General features: G+C 37.5%; 13 protein-coding genes. 11 read left to right on the top strand and 2 right to left on the bottom strand.

Going from position 1 to position 13734, the window contains the following annotated elements; genetic code table 11:
- Positions 1–3: 3 nt before the first annotated feature.
- From recG to QDN89_RS05115, 9 genes are all read left to right on the top strand, one after another.
- Positions 4–2046, top strand: a complete 2043-nt coding sequence (gene recG / locus QDN89_RS05155) for an ATP-dependent DNA helicase RecG (protein WP_280769026.1) — start codon at positions 4–6, stop codon at positions 2044–2046.
- Positions 2047–2126: 80 nt separating this feature from the next.
- The gene (gene fapR, locus QDN89_RS05150; RefSeq protein ID WP_280769025.1) at positions 2127–2705 is read left to right on the top strand and encodes a transcription factor FapR; all 579 of its coding nucleotides are present in this window, start codon (positions 2127–2129) and stop codon (positions 2703–2705) included.
- Positions 2702–3709, top strand: a complete 1008-nt coding sequence (gene plsX, locus QDN89_RS05145) for a phosphate acyltransferase PlsX (RefSeq protein ID WP_280769024.1) — start codon at positions 2702–2704, stop codon at positions 3707–3709. The genes fapR and plsX overlap by 4 nt, the downstream gene beginning before the upstream one ends.
- Positions 3706–4653, top strand: coding sequence for an ACP S-malonyltransferase (gene fabD, locus QDN89_RS05140; protein WP_280769023.1), 948 nt, complete (start codon positions 3706–3708; stop codon positions 4651–4653). Before plsX ends, fabD begins: the two co-directional genes overlap by 4 nt.
- 4 nt (positions 4654–4657) lie before the next feature.
- A complete protein-coding gene (gene fabG / locus QDN89_RS05135) occupies positions 4658–5398 on the top strand; it encodes a 3-oxoacyl-[acyl-carrier-protein] reductase (RefSeq protein ID WP_280769022.1) in 741 nt (246 codons plus the stop codon).
- Positions 5399–5454: 56 nt separating this feature from the next.
- Positions 5455–5688 carry an acyl carrier protein gene (gene acpP, locus QDN89_RS05130; RefSeq protein WP_280769021.1) on the top strand — a complete coding sequence of 78 codons (234 nt, stop codon included), beginning with the start codon at positions 5455–5457 and terminating at the stop codon, positions 5686–5688.
- Between the two features lie 203 nt (positions 5689–5891).
- A complete protein-coding gene (rnc, locus tag QDN89_RS05125; protein WP_280769020.1) occupies positions 5892–6656 on the top strand; it encodes a ribonuclease III in 765 nt (254 codons plus the stop codon).
- 331 nt (positions 6657–6987) lie between these two features.
- On the top strand, positions 6988–7440 hold the full coding sequence (locus QDN89_RS05120) for a GNAT family N-acetyltransferase (RefSeq protein WP_280769019.1): 453 nt from the start codon (positions 6988–6990) through the stop codon (positions 7438–7440).
- Positions 7441–7492: 52 nt separating this feature from the next.
- Positions 7493–7723 (top strand): excisionase family DNA-binding protein, encoded by a 231-nt coding sequence (locus QDN89_RS05115; protein ID WP_280769018.1) that lies wholly within the window; start codon positions 7493–7495, stop codon positions 7721–7723.
- Between the two features lie 65 nt (positions 7724–7788).
- On the opposite strand, the gene kapB is transcribed toward QDN89_RS05115, so the two are convergent.
- Positions 7789–8178, bottom strand: coding sequence for a kinase-associated lipoprotein KapB (kapB, locus tag QDN89_RS05110; protein WP_280769017.1), 390 nt, complete (start codon positions 8176–8178; stop codon positions 7789–7791).
- Between the two features lie 345 nt (positions 8179–8523).
- Here kapB and QDN89_RS05105 point away from each other — a divergent pair, with 345 nt between their 5' ends.
- Positions 8524–9651: an HD-GYP domain-containing protein gene (locus QDN89_RS05105; protein ID WP_280769016.1), complete on the top strand. Its 1128-nt coding sequence runs from the start codon at positions 8524–8526 to the stop codon at positions 9649–9651.
- Between the two features lie 95 nt (positions 9652–9746).
- Here QDN89_RS05105 and QDN89_RS05100 read toward each other — a convergent pair whose 3' ends face one another.
- On the bottom strand, positions 9747–9983 hold the full coding sequence (locus QDN89_RS05100) for a DUF1128 domain-containing protein (protein ID WP_280769015.1): 237 nt from the start codon (positions 9981–9983) through the stop codon (positions 9747–9749).
- Between the two features lie 175 nt (positions 9984–10158).
- Here QDN89_RS05100 and smc point away from each other — a divergent pair, with 175 nt between their 5' ends.
- A complete protein-coding gene (smc, locus tag QDN89_RS05095) occupies positions 10159–13731 on the top strand; it encodes a chromosome segregation protein SMC (protein ID WP_280769014.1) in 3573 nt (1190 codons plus the stop codon).
- The last annotated feature ends 3 nt before the right edge of the window (positions 13732–13734 follow it).

Below are 13734 nucleotides of genomic sequence, written 5' to 3'. Positions count from 1 at the left end.
GGTGTGAATGAGATGATTCAGTCAGTATCATCATTATCTGGTGTAGGACCTAAAGCAATGGAACAACTTCAACAAATGGGAATTTCAACAATTCAAGATTTATTTGAACATTTTCCATTTCGTTATGAAGACCATGCGATCAGGCCAATAAACGAAGTACAACACGACGAACGTGTAACTCTTCAAGGCAAAGTTCATAGTGAACCTGACTTGCGTTTTTTTGGAAAGAAGAAATCTAGATTGACCGTTCGCGTTCTCGTGGACGGTCTCTTAGTGCAAGCGATCTTTTTCAATCAGCCTTATTTGAAAAAACAAATTAATCTCGGCGACCACCTCGTTTTTTCAGGTAAATTAGATCGAAATAGACTAGCAGTTACAGGTGGCACGGTGAAACCTAAGTCGATAGACAGAGAAAGTGGATTAGAACCAGTTTATTCAGTCAAAGGCGATATTAAAGTTCAAATGTTGAAAAAATGGATTGATCTGGCTTTTTCCGAATATGGAGAACAAGTAAAAGAAATTTTACCAGAGCAACTACTAGCAACGTATCGTTTGATGGAACGAAGAAGTGCATTGTATCATTTGCATTTTCCAGCTGATCTTGATACATTTCGTCAAGCAAAACGTCGAATGATTTATGAAGAATTATTGCTTTTTCAAATGAAAATGCAGTTATTTCGAAAACAGCGGAGAGAAGAAGAAAAAGGTAATGGAAAAGTGTTCCAAGAAAAAGAAGTAACAACGTTCATCGAAGGGCTTCCTTTTCCCCTTACTGGCGCGCAAAAACGGGTATTAAATGAGATTATCGATGATCTTTCTTCTCCATATAAAATGAATCGACTTTTACAAGGGGATGTCGGATCAGGTAAAACAATCGTAGCTGCTATTTCTTTGTATGCCAATGTCCTAGCTGGCTATCAGGGAGCGATGATGGTTCCCACCGAAATACTAGCAGAGCAACACCTTGCATCTTTGAAAGATTTGTTTGAGGGAATGGGTGTAAAGATTGCACAACTTTCAGGATCGGCTAGAGCAAAAGAGAAAAGAGAAACTTTACAGCAATTAAGAGATGGACAGATTGATATCATTGTTGGAACTCATGCGCTTATTCAAGAAGGCGTCGACTTTGATCGACTTGGGTTTGTTATCACAGATGAACAACATCGCTTTGGTGTTGAACAACGTCGCGTTCTAAAAAATAAAGGGCTACAACCTGACGTTTTATTTATGACAGCGACACCGATTCCAAGAACGTTAGCAATATCTGCTTTTGGTGATATGGATGTGTCTACTATTGATGAAATGCCGAAAGGGCGGAAGCCGATAAAAACGCATTGGGCAAAACATGACATGCTTCCTAGAGTGATAGATTTCATGAAAAAAGAGTTAGGAAATGGCCACCAAGTGTATGTGATTTGTCCTCTTATTGAAGAGTCTGAAACGTTAGACGTGCAAAATGCCATTGACGTTCACTTTCAATTATCACAAGCTCTACCCGAAATTAATGTTGGTTTAATGCATGGACGGCTACACCATGAGGAAAAAGATACTACGATGCACTCCTTTGCAATAAATGAAACTCAAGTACTCGTGTCAACAACGGTAGTAGAAGTGGGCGTGAATGTACCGAATGCAACAGTGATGGTTATTTATGATGCAGACCGGTTTGGTTTATCCCAGCTTCATCAGCTGAGAGGCAGAGTTGGTAGAGGTTCAGATCAATCCCATTGTATTCTTCTTGCAGATCCAAAAACGGATGTAGGAAAAGAGCGAATGTCGATTATGACAGAAACAAATGATGGCTTTGAATTGTCACAACGAGATTTAGAGTTAAGAGGACCGGGAGATTTTTTCGGGGTGAAACAGAGTGGGCTTCCTCAATTTAAAATAGCAGATATTGTGGAAGATTACCGAGTGTTAGAAATTGCAAGACAAGACGCAACAAAACTCGCAAATTCCAAGGCTTTTTGGTCTTCTGAAGATTACAGATTATTAAGAGAAGCACTCGAAAAACAAGGTGCCTTTCAAGAATCAAAATTTGATTAATTAAATTTTCGGTTGAAAACATGATCTACGAGCTATATACTACTATTAGTACCTAGTCATATGAGTGTGGATGTGATCAGATGAAATTATCTAAGAAGCAGCGTCAACCTATGCTAAAAGAAAAAATAGAAGAGAACCCTTTTGTCACGGATGATGCTCTTGCTGTAGCGTTTAATGTTAGTGTCCAAACAATTCGACTTGATCGATTAGAATTAAATATACCAGAAGTTAGGGCGCGGATTAAACACGTAGCAAAGCAACAGTATGATACGGTTAAGGCTCTTCCTATTGAAGAAGTAATTGGAGAAGTTATTGATTTAGAGTTAGATCACCATGCCATTTCGTTATTAGATATAAGAGATGAACATGTGTTTTCTCGAACTGGGATCGCCCGCGGTCATCATTTGTTTGCCCAAGCTAATTCATTAGCTGTTGCTATCATTGATGATGAATTAGCGTTAACTGCCCAAGCAGATGTATCTTTTAAAAGCCAAGTAAATGTTGGTGAAAGAGTTGTAGCAAAAGCTAAAGTGACAGAAATTCATGAAAATAGAACGCTTGTTGAAGTATATAGTTATGTGGAACAAAAACTTGTTTTCAGAGGTAAATTCTCTATGTTCCGTGATGGTGTCAGTGAAGAGGAGGAAACAAACGTATGAGGTTGGCAGTAGATGCTATGGGAGGCGACAACGCGCCTGAGAGTATTATCCAAGGCTGCGAAAAAGCTCTTCAAACGTATAAAGATTTACATATAATCCTTGTAGGGGACGAGAAAAAAATGAGTCCCTATATTAAAACAAAAGATCGGACAGAAATTGTCCATACAGAAGTGGTCATTGATGGCGATGATTCTCCAGTAAGAGCGGTCAGAAGAAAAAAGGATTCATCGATGGTGCTCACTGTGCAACAAGTAAAACAAGGGAACGCCGATGCTGCAGTTTCAGCAGGAAATACGGGGGCGTTAATGACTGCAGGTCTTCTCGTTGTTGGTAGAACGAAAGGAATAGAACGACCAGCCCTTTCTCCAATGCTACCAACTCTTGAAGGGGACGGATTTCTACTTTTGGACGTAGGAGCAAATATGGATGCAAAAACATCTCACCTTGTTCAATATGCGTTAATGGGTGAAGTGTATATGAGAAAAGTACGTGGAATTGAAAAACCAAGAATTGGATTGCTAAACGTTGGTTCAGAAGCTGGTAAAGGGACGGATTTAACGAAACATGTGTTTACTCAGTTGCAAGAAAGTTCTATGAACTTTGTCGGTAATGTAGAAGCAAGAGATTTATTAAATGGTGTAGCAGATGTGGTCGTATGTGACGGTTTTTCAGGAAATCTTGTCCTTAAATCGATTGAAGGAACAGCTATTTCCTTGTTTTCTATATTGAAAAAAGAGCTCACATCTTCGTTTAAAAATAAATTAGCAGCAGGTGTATTAAAACCAGCTTTTAAACGAGTGAAACAAAAAATGGATTACTCTGAATATGGTGGTGCTGGGTTGTTTGGGTTACAAGCACCTGTCATAAAAGCTCATGGTTCTTCAGATGCTCATGCATTTTTCAGTGCAATTAAGCAAGCAAAGATGATGCATGAAGAAAATGTTATCGAGACGATTCAAAAAGAGATTGAACAACTACCCTCTCAGAAAGGAGAGCACGAATGACTAAGATTGCCTTATTATTCCCAGGACAAGGTTCCCAACAAGTAGGAATGGGAAAAGAACTTGCTGAAACCTATCCTTCATGTTCTGCTATATTTAAAGAAGCGGATGAAGCACTTGCAGAAAATTTTAGTGATCTTGTTTTTCATGGGGAAGAAGAAGAATTAAAAAAGACAGAAAATACGCAACCGGCGTTATTAACGACAAGTATTGCTATTTTGCAAATTTTAAAAGAAAAGAATATTCATGCAGAGTATGCTGCAGGACATAGTTTAGGCGAATACTCCGCTTTAGTTGCTAGTGAGGCCATGAGTTTTACAGATGCTGTAAAAGCTGTTCGTCTACGCGGTCAATTGATGGAAGCAGCTGTTCCAAAAGGAAAAGGAACGATGGCTGCGATTCTTGGAATGGATCGAGAAACCTTGATGCGAGTAACGAAACAAGCTACGGAAGAAAGAGGAGACGTTCAACCAGCAAATTTTAACTGTCCTGGACAAATTGTTATTTCTGGAACAGTTTCCGGTGTAGAAAGAGCGATTGAATTGGCAAAAGAGGCTGGTGCCAAAAGAGCATTGCCTTTATCTGTTAGTGGTCCATTTCACTCTTCTTTGATGAAACCTGCTTCTACAGACATGATGAAAGCATTAAATAATATCACATTTAGCGACCCGAAACTTAAAGTGATTGCCAATGTAACAGCATCAACGATTCAAACTGCTGAAGAAATTCCATCACTATTGATTGAACAAATCTATTCACCCGTTTTATGGGAGGATACAATCAACAAGTTAGTGGAAGATGGAGTTGATACTTTTATTGAAGTGGGTCCTGGAAAAGTACTAAGTGGACTCGTGAAAAAAGTATCTAGAAGAGCAACGGTTTTACCAGTATTTGACGAAGAAAGTTTAACGAAAGCGATGAATCTTTTAGAAAGTAAGGGAGAGTGATCTCATGAAAGGACAACACGCCCTCGTCACAGGGGGATCACGAGGAATCGGAAAAGCGATCTGCTTGGAGTTAGCTAGGCAAGGAGTTAACGTAGCAGTGAATTATTCTGGTAACAAGGAAAAAGCAGAAGACGTGGCGAAAGAATGTCAAAGCTTTGGTGTGGACGCTTTGGCAATTCAAGGTAATGTTGCCGATTCTGCCAGTGTTCAAGCGATGGTGAAATCCGTTATTGAGACATTTGGTTCGCTTGAGATTCTTGTTAACAATGCGGGAATTACAAGAGATACGTTGATCATGCGCATGAAAGAAGAGGATTTTGATGCCGTAATTGATACGAACTTAAAAGGTGTATTTAATTGCGCTAAAGCTGTCAGTCGCCAAATGATGAAACAGCGTTACGGTCGCATTATCAATATTTCGTCTGTAGTTGGAGTTTTAGGAAATGCAGGACAAGCAAACTATGTAGCAAGTAAAGCCGGTGTGATAGGATTAACTAAATCATTAGCAAGAGAATTGGCTAATCGTAATATTCGAGCAAATGCCATTGCACCTGGATTTATTGAAACAGAGATGACAGATGATCTTCCAGCTGAAACGAAAGAAGAACTGTTAAAACAGATTCCATTAGCTGCTCTTGGTAAACCAGAAGATGTAGCTAAAGTAGTGAGTTTTCTAGCTAGTGACGCTGCTTCTTACATGACGGGGCAGACCTTGCATGTAGATGGCGGAATGGTTATGCCATAAAAGCTAGTATTTTTGTTTCGTTTATCCTATAATAATTGAGAGGAGGTGAAGTAAAAATGGCAACGATTAACGAAAGAATTACAAAAATCGTATCCGAGCGCCTCGGTGTTGATGAAACAGAGGTCAAAAAAGAAGCAACTTTCAAAGAAGATTTGGGAGCTGACTCTTTAGATGTTGTTGAATTAGTAATGGAACTTGAAGATGAGTTCGACTTAGAAATTTCCGACGAGGATGCTGAGAAAATTGCTACGGTCGGTGACGTGATTGAATACATAGAACGTCATCAATAATAGAATAGGACCAAGTCCTCACCAACGGAGGGGAGGGCTTGGATTTTATCATGGACCTTGGGAAACATTAACTAATAAGAGTGAAATTTGAGGGATTGATGCTTAGATTAAAATGAAGCATTAATATTATGAATGAAGCACTTGATTAGTAAATAACAGCGTACACGTCTGGATATCAAATCAGACAAGTGATGGGGGTTCTCATGCAACAATCTAGAAAGATATATAGAAGGGGAATGAAGCGTCAAGCTAAGAAAATGCAAATGACCAACGCTCAAAAAACCAAATATCGCAATTTTTTAAAAAGCATTCATGTCAAATATGAAAATGAAGATTTATTTATTCAAGCTTTTACCCACTCTTCCTATGTAAATGAACACAGAATCCGTCCACATGATGACAATGAAAGGCTTGAATTTTTAGGCGATGCAGTTTTGGAATTGGCCATCTCACAATACCTTTTTAAGCTCTTTGATCATATGAGCGAGGGAGAGATGACCAAACTCAGAGCTGCAATCGTATGCGAGCCATCATTGGCCAAGAATGCAGATGAGTTAAAATTTGGAGACTACGTGTTGCTCGGTAAAGGGGAAGAAATGACAGGTGGTCGAAAACGACCAGCACTATTAGCCGATGTATTTGAAGCCTTTATCGGTGCGTTATATTTAGATCGAGGAATGGATGCTGTTTATCTTTTTTTAGAAGAGTATGTATATCCGAAAATCCATAATGGGGCCTTTTCACATATGATGGATTTCAAAAGTCAGCTTCAAGAATTAATTCAACGAGAAAATCAAGGACAGGTTCAGTATAAAATTATACAAGAAAAAGGACCTGCACACGCCCGTGAATTTGTATCAGAGGTGTCTCTTGACAAGGAACAATTAGGAGTCGGAACCGGCAAATCTAAAAAAGAAGCGGAACAAATGGCTGCTCAAAAAGCGTTAGAAAAATTAAATTCAAACTAATAAGCTAACATTTATAAGCGCCCGCTTTCATTTTTCCCATTACGTCTAGTAAAGGAAATGTGAATGCGGGTGGTTTTTCGTCTATTAGTAATTAGTAAGCTATGCAAAGCAACCTGTATAAAGTCCTTGATAGGGTAGGAATGATTTTTCATATATGTTTATGGCAGTTGCATAATTATAATTAGAAGGATAATATATGAGTAATAATTACTTGCAGTTTCATGATAAGATATTGCCTGGTTCAGAAATGAATGTAATAATATACGATGATTTAATAGTTCACCAACGGAAATATTTTGTACAGGAGTAGTATGGAAGGGGTGGTAACAAAATGGCAACGGTGAAGGAATTGCGCAGTCAAGAGGAAATTGAATCGGCGTTTTCGATCATGCATCAATTGCGGAATCATTTAGATGAAAACACCTATGTTGAATTAGTATTGGAAGCGCAAATCAAGGAGCAATACCGCTTGTGTGCCTTGTATGAAGAGGATAAGATCGTTGCAGTTATAGGCTTTATGCCAATGATTACTTTGAATTATGGTAGGTTCATATGGGTATGTGATCTTGTTACCGATGAAAAGCAGCGCCATTTAGGTTATGGGGAGCAATTACTGAATTATGTTCATCAGTGGGCAGAAGATCACAAATATCGTTCTGTTGCTCTGTCTTCTGGAGTGGATCAGACAGAAACGCACCGTTTTTATGAAGAAAAAATGGATTATGATAAAGTGAGTTATGTTTTTACGAAAACACTCCATAAACAAAAAGAAAGTCCTGAGTGAAAAAATAGACGTTGACTAATCAGAACATGGTAAACATAAGGTGGTAACTAGTATGTATTTAACATTAAAAGAAGCATCAGAGTATCTATCAATGCCAGAAACAACGTTGCTTCACCTCGTTCATACAAAGCGTATCCGAGCGGTGCATGATGGCGAAGGATATTTAGTTAACGGAGACCAGTTCAACACGCATCTAGATCAAATGGATAGAGTGAAAGAACTCATTGAAGAATGGAAAAATGAACCGATTCCAGAAGATATAGATGTGAAAGATGAAGATTAATATAACTAACAAAAAACTTGGCGAATCTGCGCCAAGTTTTTTTACTTTAAAGATTAACCTTTACTTTATTTAAAATAATCTTTTTCTAAGGAGGCAATTGCTTCAAGTGACTTAGTAGCCCAAGCACTCTCATCTTCTTTCAAAGAAAGCTTTTGTTCTTTCAGTGCTTGTTTTAACGATTTCTCATATTCAGGTACTTCCTCATGGAAGGCTTTTAGATGAGAGAGGGGAATGTTTGTCTTCTCAAACTTGCTTAACGCTTTTCTTTCATGAAACAACGGTACGTCCGTATGATTTGGATGATGAAGGTCTCCTTGTAGGGGGTGTTTTAATACTCCGAGGACTTTCAATACACCTAATCCTTTATTAGCATTAATATCAATGAGTTCACCTACATATTTACCCGTTTTATATATTCCTGTAACTTTTTGACCGATGCTTAGTTCGTCTTGCATGATTCTTGCTCATCCTTTCTTTTTAGGTGTCTGTTATCATTTCGTCTTCATTTTAGAAATCATCACTTCTGATATTGATTTTTCTAAAATCAACCAAGTTTTAATAAAGCTTTTTTTCAAGCTTAACATATTGTGCTTGATTTATTGACCAAATTAATTTTATTGATTGAAAAGGTTTCCATCTTAATAAACTTTTATAGGACAAAACAATTATAAAATGTTTAGAGTTGTATCCAAATGATAAAAATATTGTTAAAATAGTCTGTATTGAGTAACTTTAATTAACGATAAATAGGAATAAATTAGGTCTAAAGATGTATTGAGTGTTAGAGAGGAAGCGAATCGATGAGACTAGTATCTACCCATTCTTTACAATCAGGAGAAAAGATTGGTAAACCTATTACAAATGATCAAGGTCAAATTCTAGTTCAGGAGGGAGTAAACTTAACGACGAGAATGATCAATCGCTTAAAAATCTTAAATATTACCTTTATTTACATAGAGGATGAGGAATCAGAAGGAATTGAACCTACGAGTACGTTACATGATCAAACAAAAACCGAAGCGATTCAAGATATTAAACAAGCTTTTGGCTCATTAGGGGAAGAGTCTAGCTTGTCGAAATCATTTATCTTAGATCGACTCGGTCGTAATTTCAAAAAAACAGTAAAAAATATATTGATGGATGTAAGAGAAAGTGATGAAACGATTTCATTATTATCTGATACGATCGGCCATGACAGATATACGTTTTATCACTCATTGAATGTAGCGATTTATTCGATTGCAATGGCTAGAGAATTGAAATTTTCTGAAGAAGAGCAGCTGACAGTTGGTGTTGGGGCGTTATTACATGATATTGGTAAGACAGAAATTTCTTCGAAGATTTTGCAAAAAGCGGATAAATTGACGCCAGAAGAAATGACAGAAGTAAAGAAACACCCTGAGATAGGTTTTGATATCTTACGGAAATGTTTCGAACTATCGACCGTGAGTGCTCACTGTGCTTTTCAACATCACGAACGAATAGATGGAAACGGATACCCGAGAGGCATTAAAGGGAATGATATCCATCCTTATGCAAAAATCATCGCTATTGCAGATGTTTTTGGAGCAGTGACTTCAAATCGTGTGTATTCTAAAGCAATTTTGCCACACGAAGGCATGGAATTAATGTTCGCTGGGGCAGGGACGCAGTTTGATTTAAAAATGATACAAGCTTTTCGGAAAACAGTGGCGATTTATCCTGTTGGATTAACGGTTATATTAAATGACGGGAGAAAAGCTCTCGTTGTTCAGCAGCATAAATTAAATAGTGAACGACCTGTTGTGAGAATTATTGAAGAGAATAACGAAAAAGTTAGTCGTCCTTATTATGTGGATTTAAATAAACAGTTGACGGTGACAATTGTTGATACAGAAACAACGTTATCGGCAAAAGAAAAGAAACTTGTTAATCGGTTTTATTTTTAATGAATGCATGTGTTAAATTTTTCGTATGAGTCTATTATCAGGATAGCCATAAAAAAGGAGCCTTCTTAGAATCTTTAGAAAGGCTCCTTTTTATATTATTCTTCTGGTGTCTTATCTCGCATCGTACCTAATTCAGAGATGAGCGCATCCATTTCACTTACACTAAAATGACTTTTTTTCATTACCATCGTATGAATTTCTTCAATATCATCATATTTTTCATAAGAAAAATCTTCTGCTTTAATAGCAGAACCATTTACGATGTTCAATTGTTTTTTGATATCTTCAATCATTTTAGATAAATTTTCTCTATTTTTTTCATTGGTTGACAATGGAAACACCCTTCCTATAAATAGTGGTTACGTTATTATTTTAACATGCTTCAATAAAAAGACCATACCCCGATAGAAAAGTCGTTTATTCCTCGAGTAAAGGTATGATAAAATAAACAAGTTAAGGTCTGTCTTAAAGACAGTTGAGGATTAATATAAATTGAGGTGAATGACATTGTTCCTAAAGCGTCTTGAACTTGTCGGATTTAAATCGTTTGCAGAACGCTTATCCATTGATTTTGTTCCAGGTGTCACTGCTGTTGTTGGACCAAACGGAAGTGGAAAAAGTAATATATCAGATGCGATTCGCTGGGTGTTAGGTGAGCAGTCTGCTAAAAATCTCCGAGGAGGAAAAATGGAGGATGTCATCTTTTCAGGAAGTGACAGTCGATCACGCTTAAACATGGCGGAAATTTCTCTTGTGTTAGATAACGAAGACCAGCATTTAGCGATTGATTACAGTGAAGTTGCTGTAACAAGGCGAGTGTATAGATCTGGTGATAGTGAATATTTAATAAATAAACAACCTTGTCGATTGAAAGACATTGTTGATTTATTTATGGATTCAGGATTAGGGAAAGAAGCTTTTTCTATTATAGGACAAGGAAGAGTAGAAGAAATTCTTAGTAGTAAGTCTGAAGACCGACGGATGATTTTTGAAGAAGCCGCTGGGGTATTAAAATATAAGCATCGAAAACAAAAGTCGGAAAGAAAATTAGACGACACACAAGATAATTTAAATCGAGTCAAAGATATTCTCTATGAATTGGAAGGCCAAGTAGAGCCTTTAAAAGAGCAAGCATCTATTGCGACAGAATACCTTGAAAAAAAGGATGAATTGAAAAAAGTAGAAGTAGGCGTTTTAGTAAAAGAAATTGAGCAGTTACATGAAGATTGGACCGATGGAAAAACAGAATCGGAACAGTTGCAAGATAAAGAAGGTCAGTTGCACTCAGAAGTTCAAAGTCAAGAAGCGAAAATCCAGCGAGCTAGAGCAGACATGCAAGCAATGGATGAATCGATTGAGGACTTGCAAAATATTCTCCTTTCCACAAGTGAAGACTTAGAAAAACAAGAAGGACAAAAAGAAGTGTGGAAAGAGCGACGAAAAAACTATTCTCAAAACAAAGATCAGTTTCGAGAAGAACTTTTTCAGCTAAAAAAGAAAAAGCAAGAGCTTCAATCTACTTTGGAAGAGCAGTCGATCGAATTGGAAAAAACAAAGAAGAAGTGTTCTCAAACCAAAGTAGTACAGCAAGGTTTAGAAAGGCAGTTAGCAAAAGTTGAAGAAGGCTCAGAAGAACGACTAGAACGTCTTAAAGCGGACTACATAGAGTGGCTTAATGAAAAAGCGTCACAAACAAACGAACAGAACTATTTAAAGGAGCAAGTATCTAAAAATGAAGAAAAAAGATCAAGGTTAGAAAAAGATAATCGCGAATTAGTTGAACGAAGACAAGAAATAGAACAAAACCGTGACAGCGCTCGCCATGCTTGGGAGAAAGCGAAAGAAGCAATTAATGATTTGTACGGGGAATACCAGAAAGTAAAAGCTTATGAAGAGCAAAAAGAAAAAGAGTATGAGAAAAAAGAAAAACTGCTCTATGAAGCAATGCGTCATTTGCAACAGTTAAAATCTCGTAAAGAAGTTTTAGAAGAAATGCAACAAGACTACTCAGGATTTTTTCAAGGAGTAAAAGAAATATTAAAGGAGCGTGATCAACGGTTTATCGGAATTCATGGAGCTGTTGCTGAAGTGATTGAAGTGCAACAAGAAATTCAAACAGCTATTGAAATTGCTTTAGGTGCCGCGCAACAACATGTCATTGTTCAAGATGAATCGACAGGAAGAAAAGCGATCCAATTTTTGAAACAACGTCGTCTTGGAAGGGCGACCTTTCTTCCGATGAATGTTGTGAAACCACGTTCCATCCCCGGATACGATGTGGAAAAGATTCAGTCGTTAAGTGGTTTCGTAGGTGTCGCTAGTGAGTTAATAAAGTTTGATAGTGCTTATACCCCCGTTATTCGGCATGTTCTCGGCAATGTTGTCATTGCGAAAGATATGGAAGCAGCCCAAGAAATTGCACGATTATTAAATTACCGTTTTCGTGTGGTAACACTTGAGGGGGATGTCGTGAATCCTGGTGGTGCCATGACCGGTGGAAGTATCAAACAAAAACAAAGTCAAATTCTCGGGCGCCAGCAAGAGCTAGATCGAGTGATTGCGAAGTATAACCAATTAGATCAACAAATGAACGATTTGCAGCGAGAGGTCTCAACTTTAAAGGAAGAACGAACATCTCTTCAAGAAAATATCAGGCAACTGACGAAAGAAGGAGAAGTGTTACGTTCTGAAGAACAAGATAAAAAGTCAGGTTTACAAGAAATTCAGTTATCAGAAGAAAATATAAATGAACGTTTGAAAGTATACGATTTGGAATATGATGAGTATAAGCAAGATTTAGATAATAAGAAAAATAGGATCGGTGAATTAACCGAGAAAATCAAACATTCCGAATCAGTAGTCATAAAGATCAACGACGAAATAGAGCAACTATCTCGTCAAAAGCAGGAAGATCAATCTGCAAGACAGGAAATCACTGATGAACTGACGGAAGTGAAAATTCGTTTTGCTCAAGAAGCGGAACAGCTTTCTCATGCACAACAAACACATGACCGCTTATCAGCAGAAATGTATTCGATTAGTGAAAGAATCAATGAAAAAGATGCTGAATTTACGCAATTAGAAAAGGACTTGTCAGATCAGGCACTCGATGCATCGGCAATAGAAGAACAAATAGAAAAAAGAAGAGTAGAAAAAGAACGAACAATTGACTTAATCTCGAAACGCCGAGCGGAGCGTTTAACCGTTCAGCAAAATCATGACGACCGAGAACAAGAGCTTAAAGAGCAAAAGAGACAGTTAAAATTTGTTTCACAAACCCTCCATGAAAAAGAAGTGATGGTTAACAGACTTGATGTTGAATTAGATACTCGTCTGCATAAATTACAAGAAGAGTATGAAGTGAGTTTTGAAGGGGCAAAAGGAACTTATGAACTTGAAATAGATTTAGATGATGCAAAAAATCAGGTGAAACTCATTAAAATGGCTCTCGAAGAACTAGGTACCGTCAATGTAGGTGCTATTGAAGAATATGAAAGAGTGAAAGAACGGTTTGATTTCTTGTCGGATCAAAAAGAAGATTTAGAAGAAGCAAAAGCAACGTTACATCAAGTCATTTCTGAAATGGACGATGAAATGACGCGACGATTTAAAGAGACATTTGACGACATTCAAAGTCATTTCCATGAAGTTTTCAAAGAGTTATTTGGTGGTGGAAATGCGTCTCTAGAATTAACGAACCCGGATGACCTACTTTACACAGGGGTTGAAATTGTTGCGCAGCCACCAGGCAAAAACTTACAAAATTTATCTCTCTTATCTGGAGGAGAGCGAGCATTAACAGCGATTGCCCTATTATTTTCTATCTTAAAGGTTCGCCCTGTTCCATTTTGTGTATTAGACGAAGTCGAAGCAGCACTTGATGAAGCAAATGTTGCTCGTTTTGCCCATTATTTAAAAGATTTCAGTCAAGAGACACAATTTATTGTCGTGACTCACCGAAAAGGTACGATGGAAGAAGCAGATGTGTTATATGGTGTGACGATGCAAGAGTCAGGTGTGTCCAATTTAGTTTCCGTTAGATTAGAAGAGACAAAAGAATTAATAGGTGTAAAAGCATAAATC

The sequence above is a fragment of the Salipaludibacillus daqingensis genome, assembly GCF_029891575.1.
Classification (GTDB): domain Bacteria; phylum Bacillota; class Bacilli; order Bacillales; family Salisediminibacteriaceae; genus Salipaludibacillus; species Salipaludibacillus daqingensis.
The sequence above is the reverse complement of the archived record's forward strand: the minus strand, read 5'-3'. Positions and strand labels throughout refer to the sequence as shown.